Source organism: Bacteroides finegoldii DSM 17565, assembly GCF_000156195.1.
In the GTDB taxonomy this organism is placed as follows: Bacteria; Bacteroidota; Bacteroidia; order Bacteroidales; family Bacteroidaceae; genus Bacteroides; species Bacteroides finegoldii.
This window is the reverse complement of record NZ_GG688334.1, coordinates 51,537-68,219: the sequence shown is the minus strand read 5'-3', so window position 1 is coordinate 68,219 and position 16,683 is coordinate 51,537. Positions and strand designations below refer to the sequence as shown.

The following is a 16,683-nucleotide window of genomic DNA, read 5'->3' as shown; positions in this document are numbered from 1 at the left end:
AAGTAACAGAATCATATAGTAAACAAATCATCCAAAAACAAAAGCGTATGGAAAAGAAAATAATCGGTCGTTGTCCCTTGTGTGGCGGCAACGTGGTAAAGACCTGCAAGGGCTACCGCTGTGAGAACAACATCGCCGAACAGCCTACCTGTGTGCTGAATATCAACGGCATTATCGGCAACCGCAAGATGAGTGACGAAGAAATCACCGAACTGTTGGAGCACCGCTTCATCCTGGTGGACGGCTTCGCTTCCAAGGAGGGAAAGACTTTCCCTTCCGTGCTGGAACTGGCAGACAACGGTGCCATCAACATGCAGTCTGTCATCGGCAAATGCCCGCATTGTGGCGGCGATATTCGGGTGGGTACGAGAGCCTTTAACTGCTCCAATTACAACAACCAGCAGGCGCCGTGCAACTTTGCCATCTGGCGCAATATCGGTGGCCACCAGCTGAGCCTGACGGAAGCCAAGGAAATCTGTGAAAAAGAAATCACCTCCAATGAACTGGAGATGTACCGTGATGACGGCACCATCTACCGCAAGCGTCTCGGTCTTTCTCCCGACAAACTCCAAATCGTGAAGATATGAAACCGGGAATGAAAATGATTATCATGCTGGTAACCGCCGTCAGTTTTTGGGGCGGACTGTTTTACTTCGCCAGTTGTTCCGGACGACCCGAGAAACGGGCGGTGGAAGTTGCAGAGAGAGCTTTGAGAGCAACCGTCGATAATCCGGAGTCCATCCAAATCAAGGGAATCAGCAAGGCAGATTCGGTTTTCGGCAAGGAATATGTCAATCAACATGAAAAGGCTGCCCTTTCCATGCACCTGATGCAGTACGGCCACAAGTTGATGGAAGAAACGGACTACTTTCAGAACCTCAACAAGGATGATACCGCAATGAGTGATCAGGTCACCCGTCAGCTGGATGCCATGACCACCCTCCGGGCTTTGATAGCTTATGGAGAAATGGAAGAAGCGAAAGCAGGGAAAGAAAAGGTCGCGAAGCCGTTTAACGGATGGAAGGTCAAGATAGATTTTGAAGCCAAGACCTTAAAAGGAAAGCCTTACCACTCGGAATACTGGTTCATCCTCGATAAGGAGGCGGAAATTGTAGTCAAATCATTTGAAATACCGCTGCTATGATACTGAGAAAATTATTGTACACTGTACTTGCAGGAAGTGCCATGCTATTCTCTTCCTGCGAAGAATGTGACCATGAAGGAGACAAGTCCATTGCTTCTTCCCTTCAGGTCGGTGATGTAGTCTGCTCGGATGGCAGCGTATTGTCTAAAGAGAAATTCTCTTCATCTAAAAAGGAGCCGGTGGCCATTGTCTATCATGTGAACCGGAATCCGGAGATCAAAGCTTTGGGCTATGCCGTTTCAATCCGGGATGTCGCATCGGCAGCTTTTGCCGATAGTCTGGGTGTCGAACAGGAAACGTCAGCTTCATTGGAGAAGGAAGACGGTAACGAGAACACCCATGCCATGTACCGCAACGAGGAAGTGAAATCTCCCTTAGCTGTTTATGTTTTCGATATGTGGCGCTACGGCCAGTCCGCATACGTCCCCTCGGTAAAGCAACTCACTTATCTCTATCAGCAAATTGGACTAGTCAACCAACGGATAGAGGCGGTCGGTGGATTACCCATCAGTCTGCAGCCCGGTGACTGCTGGCTGTGGACTTCCACCGAAGTGGAGGGACAAAAGGACAGCAAGGCCTGGCTCTTCTCGATGCAGTCAGGAACCATTCAGGAAACCCCGAAGGACCAGACGCATAAGTTCAGACCGGTGATAAGTATCTATTAGGTATAACCTCTAAATGCAAAGATTATGAATGAATTACTCACACAACTCCAGATGAAGATGGAGGCATTCCAAAAGGATGCAGCCCTTCAAGCCGAAAAAGGAAACAAGGCAGCCGGCCAGCGTGCCCGCTGTGTATCACTTGAAATGGAACCGCTGCTGAAGCAGTTCAGGAAACTTTCGTTGGCGGCTTCGAAAAGATAAAATCAAAAACTTTACGTGGTTGCCATTCATCGGCAATGAAAAAACAAGAGGTCCTGATGCCATTCATCCATGCGCATCAGGACTTTTTTTGTTGCATCAGTAAACCATGCCTTTCTGTCTCATTTCTTCCCGAATCAGTTCTGCTTCGGTATGGGTCAGCTGGGGAAGCTGTACCTGTTCCGGACTCTCTTGCTGGTAAGCCTTCACTTCGTTGATGAGCATTTGCCAGTCGTAAAGGAACTCCTGACTACAGCCGTGTTTCTGATAAATCTTTTTGGCGGCTTCCAGTATCTCTCCGGCACAGCTGTCATTCCCCTGGAATACAACTGCCGGAATCTCGTTGTGGAAGCAATCTCTCAATAAGCGTATCTGATCTTTCATTTGTGTAAGGTAATAAAATCTGTTTTATATCGTGCCTTTCTGAACATTTATTTTCAGGGCCTGCAAAGATAGTGAGTTTTCGGATAGATTAAAAGTTAAACATTCATCTTTAACAGCTGGCGGATTCTTTCCTTAGTCAGGCATTTCCACTCCCGATGAATTTTCCGATACAAAGAAACGAAGGGTCGGTACGGCAGCAAATGGCGCTTTGCTTGGCTGCAAGGAAAGCAGCCGGCAGCCTTCCGCAATTTGTGCCAAATTGGGTATTCCGTCTGCTTTCCCCTTGCCACATTTGCCTTCTGTCCCTTTCACCCTTCGTGAGAAGAGGTATCGTAAAAATCACCCGGGAGTGAGAAGCCGAAAGGCTTCAAACCAAAGGGAAAAAATTAGTTCAGCTATGGCATACAAACTTAAAGACCGAAAAGAAAAGATGCTCTACAAGGGCAGTGTTTACGAACTCACCCTGCAGTGGGACAGAGAGAGTCTCCGCAAATGCTTTTGCGGTATGCCTCCTTTCTATGCTCACATCCGCAAGGACGGCGCCAACTTTGCACAAATCGACTGCTATTCCAATGGGGACGATTTCAGTGTGGTACCCATGCACCCGCTTTTTGAAGAGCCAGAATGGATAGTTCACTTCCTCAAGTCGGACATCAACTCCATTCCACTAAAGAAACTGCTGGAACTGCTTCCCATCTAATTCACGGAGTAACGAACTTAAAAAGAAAACGCTATGGATACACTCATTGAAGCCATCCCGACATGGGCACTCTGCTATCTGTTCAACTCAGATGCAACCGGACTGACGGATGAAGAAATCGCTCTGATTGACCAATGGTATACGGAGAACAAGGTCATGGGTATCACTACCGCAACGGAACAAGAGGGAGAATGTTTCCCTTACTTCTCACACTATCCGGCTTTCGGACTTCCTGCCGAAGTGGTGGACTGCCACGTAATGGTAGGTTGATTGCCGAGAGCATTAGAATAATCAAATCTTTTACGCTTAAACATAGGAACATATGAAAGGAACTGACCATTTCAAGGAACTCATCAAGAACTATCTTGATAACCGAGCCAAGGAAGATGAACTCTTCCGTGCCAAGTATGAAACCACCACACGCACCATTGACGATGTGGTCAACTATATATTCCATGCCGTACAGCAATCCGGCTGCTGCGGTTTCAGTGACATGGAGGTGTTTGCCATGGCAGTCCATGCGATTGATGAACCCGATTTGGAAATCGGTAAGCCGATGGACTGCAATGTGGTAGTGAATCATCACATTGAACTGACCGAGGAGGAAAAGGCAGAACAACGAGCCATCGCCCTCAAACGATACCAGGAGGAGGAAATGCGGAAACTGCAACAACGCAACAGCCGACCCAAGGCAGCCAAACCGCAATCCAAACCCATTCAAGAACTCTCACTCTTTCAAGGCATGGAACTATGAAGGCAAGAACGAAAATAGAAAAACAGGTGGCAGCTTCCAATGAGAAGCTGACCGTCCTAAGCCCCAAAGTGCTCACATGGGCAGTGCGGAAAGTGGCAGGACATGTCTGCTTCCGTACTTCCGCACACAAGTGTACCTGTGGCGATTGTGGCAGGCACTTCGACCATAAGGGAAAAGGCAAGTCGGTATGCTGCCCTCATTGCGGTACTCGCTTACAGATAAAAGACACTCTCAAACGCACCCTCAAGGAAGCCTATTATTTTTCTTCCCTCGAAGTAATAGACCATTTGCAGGTGCAACGGGTCTTCCGCTTGGAAACGACCTTCCGGAAAGGAATGCCTATGGAGGTAGACTACTGGGAAGTGTGCCGTCTGTGGCTCAATGCCGAAGGCAAAGTGGCTGTCACGGCAAGAGCAAGGACATTGGGCTATTATGTGGACTGCTTTGATTGGGCATCCAAAATCTCCTTGAAGCGACCGAACGAAGTTCACTGGCTCATTGCAGACACCTATGTTTATCCGCACTATCTGCTGCTGCCCGAATTGAAACGCAACGGCATGAAAGGCAAGCTGCCCGAATGCCACCCGATGAAACTGATGAAAGCCGTGCTGACGGACAGCCGGATGGAAACCATCCTCAAGTCAAAAGATTTACATGCCGTGTCTTATTTTGTACACCGACCTTTGGAACTTGACCGATGCTGGCAGTCGTATAAAGTAGCCACCCGGCATCACTACCGCCCTTCGGACATGGGATTGTGGGCAGACACCATCCGCTTGCTGGAGCAGTGTGGCAAGGACATCTGCAACCCTAAGTATATCTGTCCGCAGAACCTCAGAGCCGAGCATGACTATTGGATGAACCGGCACAACCAAATGGAGCAGAAACGCAGAAGCTGGGAGCAGATGCAGCGAGCCAAACGAAAGGAAGCCGAGTTCTACAAGGAGAAGTCACGCTACTTCGGCATAACCATCGCCGACAAAGACCTGGTGATTTCGGTACTCGATAGTCTGGAAGCCTTCCAAACCGAGGGAAATGCCCTGCATCATTGTGTCTTCCAATGCGAATACTATGCCAAAGTGGACAGCTTGATACTATCGGCTCATGACAAGGAGGGGAATCCCATCGAAACGATTGAATTCTCATTGACAGAGGGGAAAGTGATACAGAGCCGTGGGCTGTGCAATACGAATACTCCGCACCATGACCGGATTGTCCGGCTGGTCAATGCGCATGCCCATCAGATACTCGCAGCCAAACAGACAGCGTAAATTCCTTATATATGTTCCGCTCCGACTTCCGCCGTGAGGTGTGGGTCGGAGTTTTTATATTTTGGATAGTAGAAATAGTTGATTATATTAAAATGAAATCTAATGCAAATATCTATTTGTTATATAATAGAATTCACATGATAATATGTTTAATTACGCATTGAAGTTAAGTGGGTAAATCCATATTTTATTCCCTTTGAAAAAAACGATGTAAATATATGATATACAACATATAAATAGCGTATTGTTTTTAATAAAATATAGGTAAACTAATTATGTAATAATAAAATAATATAGTATATTTGTAGTATAATAATATAGTAGTAAAGTAATATAGTAAACCTATAAAAATGGTAGCAAAAAATATAACAATAGCCATCGGCAATCAGAAAGGTGGAGTCGGCAAAACTACTTCTACCGCATGTATAGGCGCAGCACTCGCACTGCAAGGAAGACGTGTGTTGCTCATTGACCTGGATGCACAGCAGAACCTTACGTTCACGCTGACGCAGAACGAAGACCCGGAAATAAGCATCTATGATACCCTGGTCAAAGACCAACCACTGCCCATCGTTCCCATCCGTGAAAACCTGGACCTCGTTCCGGCATCGCTGGACCTGGCAAGAGCCGAAATAGACATGGCTACCATGATGGCAAGGGAGGGCATTCTCAAATCCTACCTCGATGAACAGAAGGAGAAGTATGACTACATCTTGATGGACTGTTCGCCCTCACTCGGTATCGTGACGACCAATGCGCTGGTGGCAGCGGACAAACTCTACATACCGCTCACTGCCGAAGCCTTGCCCTTGAAAGGCTTGACCATGCTGGATGATATAGTCCGGGAAGTGAAACGCAGGGTAAACCCAATGCTTGAATTAGGCGGTGTTTTCTTCACCAGGTTCAATAACCGGAAGTTGAACAGGGAAGTGATTTCCATGGTGGAAAAACGATATGGGGAGAAGGTTTTTCAGACGAAAATCCGCGAGAATATATCCATAGCCGAAATGCCGCTGTCTGGTCAGACCATCTTTGAGTACGAACCGAAAAGCAACGGCGCAGCAGATTATCAAGCACTGGTAGATGAGATAATCAGTCGTGAGGAAAATAGGTAAACTATCTTACTATATGACTAATCACAAAAGTTATTGGTAACATAGTAAGTTAATCAGCAAGTAAACAAGTAATAAAATACACAATATGAGTAAGAAGAATTTATCCTTATTGATGGATGGCTTCATGGGTGAAGCCAATCAAGCAGAATCGGTGCAGGAACAGCCTAAGGAACAAGCTGTTGAACAAACCGTAGAACAAACTGAACAGCCTGCAGTTCAAAATGATAAGCAGGAAAATCCAAAGGCAGTACAAGCAAAAGCATCTTCTAAGAAAGAAACAACCGAAATGGCTGCTACTGAGCAGATGAAGTCCAAACTGGAAGCCAAACGCAGGGAGAATGTGGGTCGCCCCAAGAAAGGCGAATCAGCCAAAAGTGCCAAGAAACCCCAGGAAATCCGAGCCACCTTCATTGTGGATCCGGATTTGCTCCAAAAGGTGAAATACATTTCTCTTGTGGAAGGTGCCTTATTGAAGGACGTTATCTCTGAAGCTCTGAACAACTATGTGGATAAATGGGAAACAGACAACCGAAAAATCCGCCTGCCAAAGAGGAAGTAGAAACTTCTGCGGTAGTTCTGTCATTGCAAGCGCCAGACAGCAGTGACAGGACTGCTGCGTTATTTGGGAATTGAGGTCTATAAATATTCCATCTGCAGCATCTCATTCAAACTGATATTTTTCTATCGTTTGTTCATTTGTATTCTTGTGCTGATGATTTTAATTTAAATTTGAATCGGGACAAAACAATGATTTTAAAGACATAAAACAGGCCAATTTGACCCGATTTTCTACGAGAAAGCAGTATATTTGTCCCGATTAAGATTTTTAGATATGACAACAGAAACTGAAATATTACAATATTTGCACTATCATCCGCTTTCAAAACGTTTGGAGATAGGCCATGCTGTCACTACAGAGATAAGCGAACGTACCTTAAAGCGTGTCATTGCAGACTGTGTGGAAAAAGGGTATATCGAGGTGGTCGGTAAAGGACCGGCTACCAAATACAAACTCACTCCTCAAGCTCATGTGACCATGCCACTCAGTCTTGATACTTATTTTGACAAGGATATTGATGAACGCACGGTCCAGGAAAGTTTTAACTTTGACCTGATACGTGACATATTGCCGAATGTACGTTTGTTTACAGACGATGAGCTGGCGTTGTTGCATGAAGCACAGTCAAAATTCCGTTTGCACCTTTCGGAAATGACGGATATTGAATATCGTAAGGAGATGGAAAGGTTGGGTATAGACCTGTCATGGAAATCCTCACAAATCGAAGGCAATACTTATTCATTACTTGAAACGGAACGTCTGTTGAAAGAGAAACAGACCGCTAACGGAAAGACCAAAGAGGAAGCTGTGATGCTGCTCAACCATAAGGATGCTCTTGACTTTATCCTTGATGTACCGGATTATCTGAAAGAAATATCGTTAACTCGTATAGAGGAAATCCATGCGCTGCTTGTTAAGGAGTTGGGGGTCGAACGCCATATCCGTCATCGGCGTGTCGGTATAACCGGAACAAATTATCAACCGCTCGATAATGAATTTCAAATCAGGGAAGCCCTTGAAGACAGTTGTCAGCTTATTAACGGCAAGAATGAAGTGTTTGAAAAGGCTTTGTTGGCTCTTGTGCTCCTTTCCTATATACAGGCATTTTCTGACGGCAACAAACGCACGGCACGCATCATAAGCAATGGAGTTTTGATTGCCTACGGCTATTGTCCTATCTCATTCCGCAGTGTAGATTCAATTGACTATAAAAAAGCAATGCTGATGTTCTATGAACAGAACAATATTGCAGCATTCAAACAGATTTTCATTGATCAGTTCCTCTTTGCTGTAAAAACTTATTTTTGAAGTTACAGAAATCTATTGATTATTAAACGGTAATCTTACCTGATGCAGGCTGGAGCATAGCATGGTAGGTTTGTCGTTTTTTGCATGTTTTATTCCATTGCCACAGAGAGAAGCAGCAGGGTTTCACTTCGCTCCACTCAGCTGTTTCTCACAGTGTCAATGAGGTTGGGAAGCTGGTCTTCAAACGATGATTTGCTCGATGGTTCTACCGAACGCAGGCTGACGCTTGCGGAAGTAGAGCCATCGAATGGTTTATATGGTTAGCTCACGGATGTTGGCCGCCACTTCCGACTAATCGTATTGTATGCGATGCCGGAAGTGACGACCTTTTGGGAAGAATATGCCATCCGGTTTGCTCCGTATTTGCAATACCAAGCAAAGCCCGGCTGATAGGATTTTGCTACAAGTAGAAGTTCCATTCCATTGCCACAGAGAGAAGCAGCAGGGTTTCACTTCGCTCCACTCAGCTGTTTCTCACAGTGTCAATGAGGTTGGAAAGCATATCTACAAATGATGACATGCTCGATGGCTCTACCGAACGCAGGCTGACGCTTGCGGAAGTAGAGCCATCAAATGGTTTAGGCAGTTAGCTCACAGATGCTGGTCGCCACTTCCGACTTATCGTATTTTATGCGATGCCGGAAGTGACGGCCTTTTGGGAAGGATATGCCATCCGGTTTGCTCCGTGTCGGTGACACCAAGCAAAGCCAGGCTGACAGACTATTACTACTGAAGGGAGTTCCAGTTCATTGCCACAGAGAGAAGCAGCAGGGTCTCACTACGCTCCACTCAGCTGTTTCTCACAGTGTCAATGAGGTTGGAAAACATATCTACAAATGATGACTTGCTCGATGGCTCTACCGAACGCAGGCTGACGCTTGCAGAAGTAGAGCCATCGAATGGTTTATACGGTTAGCTCACAGATGTTGGTCACCACTTCCGACTTATCGTATTTTATGCGATGCCGGAAGTGACGACCTTTTGGGAAGGATTTGTCATTCGGTTTGCTCCGTGTCGGTGACACCAAGCAAAGCTCGGCTGATAGGCTTTTGCGACAAGCGGAATACTCCAATCCGTTGCCATAGAGAGAACCTGCAAGGCTCCACTTCGCTTCACTTTGTAGGTTCTCACAACGGCAACGGTTTTCGGGGATGTGCATCTTCAAGACGGTCGGGATGCTGGGTTACGCGGACTTTCTAAGGAATATGTTTGAGATGACCTGTTAGAACTAATCTTTTCCCTTGGAGTCCTAGTCTGGAAAGTCTTGAAAACCATTGGAACTTCTTGGTCCAACTCGTTTTATCCGTGCAAAGGTACTGCGGACGGGAGAAACGTCAAGTGCCGCTGACGCTTTCGGACTGAGGACTTTCCGGCAGCCTTCCACAATTTGTGCCAAATTGGGTATTCCGTAAAGTCCTCGGACCTCACACTTGCCTTATTCTCCCTGTTGTCCGCAGTGAGGAACTGCACGAAAAAACGGTTTTCCCGACCAAGAAGCTCTAAAGGGCTTCACAAGAGGGAGAAGAATCGGAATCGCAACCATCTAAATTGTTTTGACTATGGATTATCCCGAATTATCCGGAGCTACCATCTCCGAACGTGACAAGGCTTTTGCGCAAGAGTTTGCCAACTTCGTAAATGGCAGTATGTGCTCACCTGACCAGACTGGCAGGGAACTGACCAGGGCGCACCGCTACCTGCAACAGCAGATGTTCAAGGTGTTCCTCGGCTTCATGAAGCAGCTGGCATACAACTATCAGCAGGGAAGATACGATGACCGCAACGAGTGGGCATCACGGCTGTCCGCAGAAGCCTATCAACGGCTCATTGAGTGTGACTTGATTTTCGACCCCGAATTTCCAACCTCTAAATGACAGGACTATGGACGAATATGATTTTCCTGAATACGGCAGACAATGTGAGTTGATAACCCCTTGGCGAAGCTACCACCGAGGAACTATCGTAGCCCTCTCTGAACATGGTTTTGTGGTTCAGTTCAGCAGTGGTGCAGAAATAGATGTTTATAAAGACGAAATAATTTTGGATTGATATGTGCAGACTTATGACAACGCAGTTGGAGGAAGCCTTGAAAGGCTTTCCTCTCTATTCCCAAGACGGCAAGGGAAAGGACGCTATTTGCCGTGCCATCTTTGCGCTCGGTGGTGTGCGGTGGTTCATCCTTGAAGGTGAAAAAGAAGGAAACGACACCATTCTGTTCGGTATCGTCATCGGACTGATGGAGGATGAGTATGGCTACATTTCTTTGAATGAACTTTCGGACATTGAGTTGGATTTGACCAAACAAGGCTTCGGCAAGCTGCAAGTAAGGCAGCAGGAAAACTTCCATCCGGTGCCACTGAAAAAGTTGCGTGACAGCCGTCTGCAGGAGTTCCTTGCAAGAATGGGTTATTGAACGTATGATTTGTAACAAGAAAGTGACCTGCCATATCCATCACGGACTTGGCAGGTCTGTATGTAGCTTTATGTCTTATGAGAAATAAAAATGTATTCAGCATTGCAGCCTTGCTTGGCTGGACTGTTTCTGTAAAGTATGTAGATGGCAGTCTTTTCTTTGACTTCCATCGGAAAACCTTGAGCGGTGTTCCGTTTTCCTTCACCGCTGAAATGAAAGATAGAAAGTTGGAGAACCTTATCAAGGAGATTGAATCCTTTGTGGATGCCATTGACCCTGAGACTTGTGCCGGGGAATGGATGATTCAGTCAGGTGCTATGGCTCCTTCCCGGTATCAGCAGGCGGTAAACGACATGGATACCATCCGGACTGATGCGTGGCTGCTGGCTTGCGAACTGAGGGAAGCTGACGGAAAGTCATTGCTGGCAGGCTTGCCCTGGAACCAATGGAACTGACCCCACATTCTACTACTATTCAAAGACAGCCTTCTACCGAGATGTACTGTCTTTGAATTTGCGCCCTTTCTTGGGGAGACCTGCCGCTTTATAGGCAAGCAGGTCGCTTCCCTGGAATACGATGCCTCTTTTATCGGTATGGATCCGGATAAAAGGAAGCGGACGTTCCTCATGTCTGATGTAGTCATAGATGGTACACCGGTGGATGCCGAGGAAGATACAGGCTTCCTTCACGGAATATCTTTTTTCCGGGAGTATCACAATCGTTTGTATTTGCTGTATATAGTTCATAAGTATTCTTTTGGGTGTAAAGTTACTCATGCAGGTCCATTCTTACAATAGGTAAAATCTTTGATAATGAGGGATATTGTGATGCTTTGAAAGACTTTGTATTACTCATTACTTGTTGCCAAGGTGAGTTCGGTTTTTCCTGAATGATTTATATGGGAATGACTTGCGATTTCTGTTTATGGGATGTATAAGTTCAGAAACAGGATTGGTATAGACGGTGACAGTTCTATTTTGTCATCTCTGCCTGCGAGGATATTTTTTTGCAAAGGTATTGCTGTCATCACCAAACGTCAAATCCCTTGCAGAAAATCTTCCTCAAACAAGTTGAGCGTATTTTCTGCCCTGAATTTGCCTTATTGAGCTGCCAGCACTCTGATAAAAGCAAAAAATATCCCTTCGGACAAGCTGAAAAACAGCAAAACAGAAGGGAAAAAAATCAGAGCGTATGGCACAGATTGACAATAACCTCAAGAAGCAGTTGGCAAAACCTCAGACATGGTTCTGCAAGTATTTTCCCAAGCGTATTCGCAACGTCGGTGAAAAGGAAATTGCCGACAGACAGATGGTGTACGATTTCAAAGACGGAAGAAGTTTTGAAGCGGTAGCGCAAATGACCGCAGCAAGCATGCAGGAACAATATGGCGAATCCTGCAAGAATATTGTTTTTGTTCAAGTTCCGGCATCCACAAGTCCAAAGAACGAACTTCGTTACAAGGATTTTTGTGAAAGGGTTTGTGAACTGACCGGAGCTATCAACGGCTATGAGCATGTAAGGGTAATCGGCGGACGGCTTGCCATTCATGAAAACCGGAAGATGGAAAAGGAAATCCGCAAAGTGCATATCATCGATTTTGATGAAGATTGGTTCAGTGGAAAATCCGTAGTGACATTTGATGATGTTATCACTCGCGGCATCACATGGGCTACCTATGCTGACCAGTTGGAGAATTTGGGCGCACATGTTATCGGGGGTATCTTCCTGGCTAAAACTCACTATAAAGTAAACAGACAATGAAACAAAGATTTACGATAAAGGAGGCTTCCATAGCCTTTACAGGGCATCGGAATATTGCACCCGAACAGAAAGATAAGGTGAGAGAACGGCTCAGAAAGGCCGTTTCTCTTGCTTACAAGGAAGGAAAGTACCAATGTATCTGTGGGATGGCTTTGGGTTTCGACATGCTCGCAGCGGAGGAAGTTCTTTCCCTCAAAGCTCGCCTTCCTTATCTGCAACTGATAGCTGTTGTGCCGTTCAGAGGACAAAGCAGCCGTTGGGACTTGGCAGAACAGCAACGATATGACCATATACTTGTCAAGGCAGACAAGGTGATTGTGTTGAGTGATACCTATTATAAAGGATGTCTGCTCAGACGAAATGACTTCATGCTGCAGCATTCAAACTTTGTGATTGCCTATTATGACGGAAAACAGAAAGGAGGGACTTATTATACTTGCCGTGAGGCTCGGAAGAGGGGGATGACTGTCGTCAATCTCTTTTGATGCCAAACATTTTGCTGATTCCGACAAAAACCGCTAAAAACATTTTGCTGATTTCGACATTTTGCGTTTTTGGGAGAGAGCCTAAATTAAAACTAAGTCCACTGAAATACTTATAAATGAAAGTTTTGATGGATTTTTCTGTTTGCCTGCATACATGACGGGATTGTTTTAGATGAAGACCCATGAGTCTGCTCACGGGTTATTTATAGATGACACAAAGCGGAATCCTTATCTGAAAACCAAAGATAGAATTTCACTTTGTGTCTATTTTCTGAAAACAGACTTGGACTGGTGTGGTGGGAGTCCAAGTCTGCCGGTTGTTTCAGAGGGTGCATAGGATATGCCAGCAATCAATGATGGATTGTCCGGAATACTTAGGCCGATAGACATTGCCCGGATTCAGCGGCTTGATATAGCCGCTTTCCCTGTATTTCCGGAGTGTCTTGTAGCTTATGCCCAGCTCGGCGCATACACGTTTGACGGAATAGACCCCGTTCGGGTCGCATGTAGGTTTCATTTCTCTCATAAGCATTAAATTGTTAGATTGACTATTCCCAATAGCGGAAGCATCAAGGCTGGTAGTTGTTCGAACTGTCCTGATTCAGCATACCGTTCGTTTTCATGTAGCTGATATAGCTTTTGGCTGTCCTTTCCTTGATGTCCATCGCCTGCATCAGTTCGGTTACGAGTTCAGTGTACGTGATTTTCTTCCGGCTTCGGAAGATTTCTTTTATGATACCCTGCAACTCCTCCTTTTTCCGTTTCTCCTTGTCTTCGGCCGGCTTTTCACCGGCAGATACGTGCATGTCCTTCTGTTTGTCCCATGTGAAAAGCAGCATGGGTACATCCAACGGACTGCCGTCACGGACTTTGATTGCCTTGACTACGGAATAGGCAGGATTCTCATTCTTCTCAATGGATAGGATGGCTGCCGCTTTTCTTTGCAGCTCCGAGCCGATGTGCCCGCGCAGTTTTATTCCGTTGGGCACAAAATGCAGCACACAGATGATGCAGGTTTTGTAGATTCCGGCCAGGCGGTACACTTCATCCACAATGGCAATGCTTTCCGCTTCATCATTGGCCGAACGGATAAGGTCTGCAATGCCATCCAGTACAACGAGGTGGATTCCTCCGTGCCGGTGGTAATACAAATCCATGCTGTCACGGATCATGCTGATACGCTCTTTTCTTGACATAGGGGCCAGATAGAACGTATGGTAAAAATCCGGTGGCGCAGGTAATCCGATACGTTTGATTGTCTTGCTCAGATTCTTGAATAACTGAAACTCAGACTGCTCAGTATCATAGTGCAACACGGCCTTATCAGAGTAGTTTGGTGAAACTTCAAAGCCAAGCGTGTCGATGTTTTGTGTGTCGTCAGCAAGTGTACCTGCAATCAGGGCTGATACGAAATTGCTTTTTCCGGTACCTTCACCACCTGTTATACATAGAAGGTTGTCGTAGGTCCCAAGCGGTACTCCGTTGACGGAAACCACTGTTTTGGAAGATTCGGGAGGATTGTTGTAGTCCATTTCGCAAGATTTTAAAAGCATCATAGTTTGTGAGTAAAGCTTCTCCAGCATGGAGGTAATCAGTACCTGAAAGTCCGCTGCACTTTTTCCGGAAGCAAAGTAATCGGAAATATCCTTGTCTCCCTTTGCTCCGGATATAGGCAGTTCCATTCTGAGTACATGAAACGAGGACAATTCATCCATGCGTCTGGCAGATTCGTTCCGGCCTGTATCGTCCATATCGTACAGAAAGACAATATGACGGAACTTACGGTCAAACATCTCAATCAGTGAAGTGGGTATGGCGGCCGTTTCACTGTTGAAACAAACGGCATTGAATCCTTTGGAGGCAAGTGACATTACATCCTTTTCTCCTCCGGTGATAAAGACCATGTCCCCCTTGTTGGGTAGCTGTTCCAGACCGAAACAGTACACCTCAGGCATCTCTCCTCCATAAAAGAACCGCATATTCTGATTTCGAGGCCGGTATACCTTGGTAAATCCAATGCCCATGTAAGCAAACATGGGTTCTGTTGCAGATGAACTGATTTTATACATTTTATTGGAACGGTTATAGCCCTCAAATGACTTTAAGGAATGTACATTGTATCTTTCTAAAGTATCCGGCTTGATTCCATATTGCTGCCAGTATGCAAGTTCAGCAACTGAAAAGGGTTTAACCTCTGTATGGTAGTCCTTTCTTATTGGATTGTCATTCTCATTCATGATGATACGTTTTTCAACTGCCTTTTTACGAGCAGGCATATCGTTGTTTCCTGTGTGGACTATGGTGATGTTCAGGTCCGATACAATACGGTTGATGATAGCGACAAAGTCTCTTTTCACGTCCAATCCGTAAAGCATGCCGACGAACCAGAAGCAGTCGCCCGAATATTCGTTATTTCCGAAATCCTTCATCTTGAACACTTGGGCATGCCGGTCATAATAGATATTGCATGAAGCAATCCGGTCTTCGTAGAGCGGATTCCTGAAATTTTTTCCGGGTCGCACCGGAAAGTTGATGTAATGTTTGAACACGGCAAGCCCGCGGCCTGTGCGTTCCAGTATATCTTCCTTGTCTATCATTTGGTTTCAGTTGTGCATTTGTTCAGAAGAATCCCGTCTTTATAATCAGACAGTCGTTTGAGTGCTTCCTCCTTCGCCATACCCGGAATCTTTATGCGGAAACACTTTATTGCCATGAACAGGGAACTGTATGAAAAACGTACGCTACCGGTTTCGGTATATCTGAAACTGATGGAACCTCCTTTCCGCCATCTGTACAGCGTAGATTCTGAGATACAGAAGATGGTCATCAGGTCCTTGGTGCTTATTTCCAAGGCATCGTCTATATCACGATACAACTCTGTTGTACGCTCCACGTAGCTTTCAATCCGGTTGAGCTGTTCAACCAGTTTCTGAAAAGCAATGCTGTCTATCGTTATCACTTCCATACTATTTGTTCTTTAGATTCTTGATTTGCAAGTTGTCTTTTCCCAATATGTCAAGGTATTCTTTCAGTTGTTGCGGGCTGGAAACGTTGATATTGAGGTTGATCCGGCAGTCTTCTTTACTGCGTCTTTCCTCTGGGGAAAGTAAATCGTACCAATTCATGTCCAAAGCCTTGCAAATGTTGCTGATTACATCAAATCTTGCTTTGGTTTTACCGGTCTCAATCTTTGAAATTACAGAGGTACTAACACCCACTAAACCAGCTACATACTCTTGTGAAAAACCTTTCAATTCACGTTGCTTTCTTAGCATTGTTCCTATATTTTCCATAAATATAAAGTTAGTAGCTTCTAAGCGGAGATTATCTTTCCCAAACAGGCAAATTCTTGTTTCTTGGGCACAAAACATTTCCGTAGAAGCAAGTTCAACTAAAAATTCAGGGAAATAATATAAGAGACATAAAATCAATAGGAACAGTAGTGAATTGGCGTCAAAAAGTGCCATTAGCATCACTATAGGAGCTAATGGCACTAATTTACCTTCAACCATTGCCGAATAGGAGATAGTCAATAGGTAAGGTCTGTATAAACTATATTTTGAAAAGCATAAATGTCTCAAGAAAGCCTTTTCACAAACATCTACATGATTTCTTTGGCAAAGCCTTCCGAATAATACAGATATTGTATGGTTCCAAATGAGGGACTATCCATCTGATTGTGTAAATAGAAAACTACGGGATTTTTCTCGTAGTTTTTTTATTTATATATTAACTTTGTAAAAATCAGATTTTATGGACATTCCTAAAGAATTTTTAAGTAAAGAGTTTCTGTCCCAGTTTAAGACTGGCGAAGATGTTACTGCTTTCATGAAAGAGCTTCATACTCGTGTTTATGAACAAATGCTGGAAGCAGAGATGGATAACCATTTAGGTTATGAGAAACACTCCAATCAAAGGAGATCATT

The 16,683-nt window shown here is 45.1% G+C and carries 25 protein-coding genes and 1 pseudogene; 18 read left to right on the top strand and 8 right to left on the bottom strand.

The window, feature by feature from the left end:
* Positions 1–47: 47 nt before the first annotated feature.
* Genes BACFIN_RS02170 through BACFIN_RS02185 form a run of 4 tightly spaced genes read left to right on the top strand, consistent with a single transcriptional unit; the run spans position 48 to position 2,010 of the window.
* Positions 48–587 (top strand): topoisomerase C-terminal repeat-containing protein, encoded by a 540-nt coding sequence (locus BACFIN_RS02170; RefSeq protein WP_007757518.1) that lies wholly within the window; start codon positions 48–50, stop codon positions 585–587.
* The gene (locus BACFIN_RS02175; RefSeq protein ID WP_007757517.1) at positions 584–1,144 is read left to right on the top strand and encodes a hypothetical protein; all 561 of its coding nucleotides are present in this window, start codon (positions 584–586) and stop codon (positions 1,142–1,144) included. The genes BACFIN_RS02170 and BACFIN_RS02175 overlap by 4 nt, the downstream gene beginning before the upstream one ends.
* Positions 1,141–1,809 (top strand): hypothetical protein, encoded by a 669-nt coding sequence (locus BACFIN_RS02180; protein WP_007757516.1) that lies wholly within the window; start codon positions 1,141–1,143, stop codon positions 1,807–1,809. Before BACFIN_RS02175 ends, BACFIN_RS02180 begins: the two co-directional genes overlap by 4 nt.
* A gap of 24 nt (positions 1,810–1,833) precedes the next feature.
* Entirely contained in the window at positions 1,834–2,010 is a 177-nt protein-coding gene (locus BACFIN_RS02185) for a histone H1 (RefSeq protein WP_007757515.1), read from the top strand.
* Positions 2,011–2,106: 96 nt separating this feature from the next.
* Here the strand turns inward: BACFIN_RS02185 and BACFIN_RS02190 are convergent, their stop codons facing one another.
* The gene (locus tag BACFIN_RS02190; protein ID WP_007757514.1) at positions 2,107–2,391 is read right to left on the bottom strand and encodes a hypothetical protein; all 285 of its coding nucleotides are present in this window, start codon (positions 2,389–2,391) and stop codon (positions 2,107–2,109) included.
* A gap of 132 nt (positions 2,392–2,523) precedes the next feature.
* A complete protein-coding gene (locus BACFIN_RS22810) occupies positions 2,524–2,703 on the bottom strand; it encodes a hypothetical protein (RefSeq protein WP_153834732.1) in 180 nt (59 codons plus the stop codon).
* Between the two features lie 85 nt (positions 2,704–2,788).
* On the opposite strand from BACFIN_RS22810, the gene BACFIN_RS02195 reads away from it, so the two are divergent.
* From BACFIN_RS02195 to BACFIN_RS02225, 7 genes are all read left to right on the top strand, one after another.
* Positions 2,789–3,091, top strand: a complete 303-nt coding sequence (locus BACFIN_RS02195) for a hypothetical protein (RefSeq protein WP_007757512.1) — start codon at positions 2,789–2,791, stop codon at positions 3,089–3,091.
* 33 nt (positions 3,092–3,124) lie between these two features.
* The gene (locus BACFIN_RS02200) at positions 3,125–3,361 is read left to right on the top strand and encodes a DUF6926 domain-containing protein (RefSeq protein ID WP_007757507.1); all 237 of its coding nucleotides are present in this window, start codon (positions 3,125–3,127) and stop codon (positions 3,359–3,361) included.
* A 52-nt stretch (positions 3,362–3,413) separates the two neighbouring features.
* Positions 3,414–3,845 (top strand): PcfK-like family protein, encoded by a 432-nt coding sequence (locus BACFIN_RS02205; RefSeq protein ID WP_007757505.1) that lies wholly within the window; start codon positions 3,414–3,416, stop codon positions 3,843–3,845.
* Complete coding sequence (locus BACFIN_RS02210; RefSeq protein ID WP_007757504.1) at positions 3,842–5,116, top strand: PcfJ domain-containing protein; 1,275 nt, start codon at positions 3,842–3,844, stop codon at positions 5,114–5,116. The genes BACFIN_RS02205 and BACFIN_RS02210 overlap by 4 nt, the downstream gene beginning before the upstream one ends.
* A gap of 350 nt (positions 5,117–5,466) precedes the next feature.
* Positions 5,467–6,231: a ParA family protein gene (locus tag BACFIN_RS02215; RefSeq protein ID WP_007757501.1), complete on the top strand. Its 765-nt coding sequence runs from the start codon at positions 5,467–5,469 to the stop codon at positions 6,229–6,231.
* A gap of 85 nt (positions 6,232–6,316) precedes the next feature.
* Positions 6,317–6,790: a hypothetical protein gene (locus BACFIN_RS02220; protein WP_007757496.1), complete on the top strand. Its 474-nt coding sequence runs from the start codon at positions 6,317–6,319 to the stop codon at positions 6,788–6,790.
* Positions 6,791–7,063: 273 nt separating this feature from the next.
* On the top strand, positions 7,064–8,098 hold the full coding sequence (locus BACFIN_RS02225) for a Fic family protein (protein WP_007757493.1): 1,035 nt from the start codon (positions 7,064–7,066) through the stop codon (positions 8,096–8,098).
* 954 nt (positions 8,099–9,052) lie between these two features.
* Here the strand turns inward: BACFIN_RS02225 and BACFIN_RS22800 are convergent.
* Positions 9,053–9,229 (bottom strand): hypothetical protein, encoded by a 177-nt coding sequence (locus BACFIN_RS22800; RefSeq protein WP_153834730.1) that lies wholly within the window; start codon positions 9,227–9,229, stop codon positions 9,053–9,055.
* A 428-nt stretch (positions 9,230–9,657) separates the two neighbouring features.
* Here BACFIN_RS22800 and BACFIN_RS02230 point away from each other — a divergent pair, with 428 nt between their 5' ends.
* The 4 genes from BACFIN_RS02230 to BACFIN_RS02245 all read left to right on the top strand — a co-directional run bounded on the left by BACFIN_RS02230 (position 9,658) and on the right by BACFIN_RS02245 (position 10,966).
* Positions 9,658–9,972, top strand: a complete 315-nt coding sequence (locus tag BACFIN_RS02230) for a hypothetical protein (RefSeq protein ID WP_007757485.1) — start codon at positions 9,658–9,660, stop codon at positions 9,970–9,972.
* A gap of 7 nt (positions 9,973–9,979) precedes the next feature.
* Positions 9,980–10,147, top strand: a complete 168-nt coding sequence (locus BACFIN_RS02235) for a hypothetical protein (protein WP_007757483.1) — start codon at positions 9,980–9,982, stop codon at positions 10,145–10,147.
* A gap of 1 nt (position 10,148) precedes the next feature.
* Entirely contained in the window at positions 10,149–10,511 is a 363-nt protein-coding gene (locus BACFIN_RS02240) for a hypothetical protein (protein ID WP_032839926.1), read from the top strand.
* Between the two features lie 77 nt (positions 10,512–10,588).
* On the top strand, positions 10,589–10,966 hold the full coding sequence (locus BACFIN_RS02245) for a hypothetical protein (RefSeq protein ID WP_007757480.1): 378 nt from the start codon (positions 10,589–10,591) through the stop codon (positions 10,964–10,966).
* A 33-nt stretch (positions 10,967–10,999) separates the two neighbouring features.
* Here the strand turns inward: BACFIN_RS02245 and BACFIN_RS02250 are convergent, their stop codons facing one another.
* A complete protein-coding gene (locus BACFIN_RS02250; protein ID WP_032839925.1) occupies positions 11,000–11,257 on the bottom strand; it encodes a helix-turn-helix domain-containing protein in 258 nt (85 codons plus the stop codon).
* Positions 11,258–11,702: 445 nt separating this feature from the next.
* On the opposite strand from BACFIN_RS02250, the gene BACFIN_RS02255 reads away from it, so the two are divergent.
* Together BACFIN_RS02255 and BACFIN_RS02260 are read left to right on the top strand one after the other, a co-directional pair.
* Positions 11,703–12,272, top strand: coding sequence for a hypothetical protein (locus BACFIN_RS02255; RefSeq protein ID WP_007757478.1), 570 nt, complete (start codon positions 11,703–11,705; stop codon positions 12,270–12,272).
* A complete protein-coding gene (locus BACFIN_RS02260; protein WP_007757477.1) occupies positions 12,269–12,757 on the top strand; it encodes an SLOG family protein in 489 nt (162 codons plus the stop codon). Before BACFIN_RS02255 ends, BACFIN_RS02260 begins: the two co-directional genes overlap by 4 nt.
* Before the next feature lie 322 nt (positions 12,758–13,079).
* Here BACFIN_RS02260 and BACFIN_RS02270 read toward each other — a convergent pair whose 3' ends face one another.
* Genes BACFIN_RS02270 through BACFIN_RS02285 form a run of 4 tightly spaced genes read right to left on the bottom strand, consistent with a single transcriptional unit; the run spans position 13,080 to position 16,269 of the window.
* Positions 13,080–13,283, bottom strand: a complete 204-nt coding sequence (locus BACFIN_RS02270) for a helix-turn-helix domain-containing protein (protein ID WP_032839940.1) — start codon at positions 13,281–13,283, stop codon at positions 13,080–13,082.
* A 43-nt stretch (positions 13,284–13,326) separates the two neighbouring features.
* On the bottom strand, positions 13,327–15,354 hold the full coding sequence (locus BACFIN_RS02275) for a bifunctional DNA primase/helicase (protein ID WP_007757471.1): 2,028 nt from the start codon (positions 15,352–15,354) through the stop codon (positions 13,327–13,329).
* Positions 15,351–15,722 (bottom strand): hypothetical protein, encoded by a 372-nt coding sequence (locus BACFIN_RS02280; protein WP_007757470.1) that lies wholly within the window; start codon positions 15,720–15,722, stop codon positions 15,351–15,353. Before BACFIN_RS02280 ends, BACFIN_RS02275 begins: the two co-directional genes overlap by 4 nt.
* A 1-nt stretch (position 15,723) precedes the next feature.
* Positions 15,724–16,269 (bottom strand): helix-turn-helix domain-containing protein, encoded by a 546-nt coding sequence (locus BACFIN_RS02285; protein ID WP_007757469.1) that lies wholly within the window; start codon positions 16,267–16,269, stop codon positions 15,724–15,726.
* A 241-nt stretch (positions 16,270–16,510) separates the two neighbouring features.
* Between BACFIN_RS02285 and BACFIN_RS24020 the strand changes: the two are divergent.
* Positions 16,511–16,683, top strand: a pseudogene (locus BACFIN_RS24020) (IS256 family transposase); the annotation flags it as partial.

Bases quoted from the DNA above. Each gene is read 5' to 3' on its own strand.
- BACFIN_RS02240 (WP_032839926.1), top strand. From the start codon at position 10,149: ATGTGCAGACTTATGACAACGCAGTTGGAGGAAGCCTTGAAAGGCTTT.
- BACFIN_RS02170 (WP_007757518.1), top strand. From the start codon at position 48: ATGGAAAAGAAAATAATCGGTCGTTGTCCCTTGTGTGGCGGCAACGTG.
- BACFIN_RS02180 (WP_007757516.1), top strand. From the start codon at position 1,141: ATGATACTGAGAAAATTATTGTACACTGTACTTGCAGGAAGTGCCATG.
- BACFIN_RS02230 (WP_007757485.1), top strand. From the start codon at position 9,658: ATGGATTATCCCGAATTATCCGGAGCTACCATCTCCGAACGTGACAAG.
- BACFIN_RS02245 (WP_007757480.1), top strand. From the start codon at position 10,589: ATGAGAAATAAAAATGTATTCAGCATTGCAGCCTTGCTTGGCTGGACT.
- BACFIN_RS02235 (WP_007757483.1), top strand. From the start codon at position 9,980: ATGGACGAATATGATTTTCCTGAATACGGCAGACAATGTGAGTTGATA.
- BACFIN_RS02250 (WP_032839925.1), bottom strand. From the start codon at position 11,257: ATGAACTATATACAGCAAATACAAACGATTGTGATACTCCCGGAAAAA.
- BACFIN_RS02185 (WP_007757515.1), top strand. From the start codon at position 1,834: ATGAATGAATTACTCACACAACTCCAGATGAAGATGGAGGCATTCCAA.
- BACFIN_RS02270 (WP_032839940.1), bottom strand. From the start codon at position 13,283: ATGAGAGAAATGAAACCTACATGCGACCCGAACGGGGTCTATTCCGTC.
- BACFIN_RS02190 (WP_007757514.1), bottom strand. From the start codon at position 2,391: ATGAAAGATCAGATACGCTTATTGAGAGATTGCTTCCACAACGAGATT.
- BACFIN_RS02220 (WP_007757496.1), top strand. From the start codon at position 6,317: ATGAGTAAGAAGAATTTATCCTTATTGATGGATGGCTTCATGGGTGAA.
- BACFIN_RS02175 (WP_007757517.1), top strand. From the start codon at position 584: ATGAAACCGGGAATGAAAATGATTATCATGCTGGTAACCGCCGTCAGT.
- BACFIN_RS02205 (WP_007757505.1), top strand. From the start codon at position 3,414: ATGAAAGGAACTGACCATTTCAAGGAACTCATCAAGAACTATCTTGAT.
- BACFIN_RS02195 (WP_007757512.1), top strand. From the start codon at position 2,789: ATGGCATACAAACTTAAAGACCGAAAAGAAAAGATGCTCTACAAGGGC.
- BACFIN_RS02225 (WP_007757493.1), top strand. From the start codon at position 7,064: ATGACAACAGAAACTGAAATATTACAATATTTGCACTATCATCCGCTT.
- BACFIN_RS02200 (WP_007757507.1), top strand. From the start codon at position 3,125: ATGGATACACTCATTGAAGCCATCCCGACATGGGCACTCTGCTATCTG.
- BACFIN_RS02215 (WP_007757501.1), top strand. From the start codon at position 5,467: ATGGTAGCAAAAAATATAACAATAGCCATCGGCAATCAGAAAGGTGGA.
- BACFIN_RS02255 (WP_007757478.1), top strand. From the start codon at position 11,703: ATGGCACAGATTGACAATAACCTCAAGAAGCAGTTGGCAAAACCTCAG.
- BACFIN_RS02280 (WP_007757470.1), bottom strand. From the start codon at position 15,722: ATGGAAGTGATAACGATAGACAGCATTGCTTTTCAGAAACTGGTTGAA.
- BACFIN_RS02275 (WP_007757471.1), bottom strand. From the start codon at position 15,354: ATGATAGACAAGGAAGATATACTGGAACGCACAGGCCGCGGGCTTGCC.
- BACFIN_RS02210 (WP_007757504.1), top strand. From the start codon at position 3,842: ATGAAGGCAAGAACGAAAATAGAAAAACAGGTGGCAGCTTCCAATGAG.
- BACFIN_RS02260 (WP_007757477.1), top strand. From the start codon at position 12,269: ATGAAACAAAGATTTACGATAAAGGAGGCTTCCATAGCCTTTACAGGG.
- BACFIN_RS02285 (WP_007757469.1), bottom strand. From the start codon at position 16,269: ATGGTTGAAGGTAAATTAGTGCCATTAGCTCCTATAGTGATGCTAATG.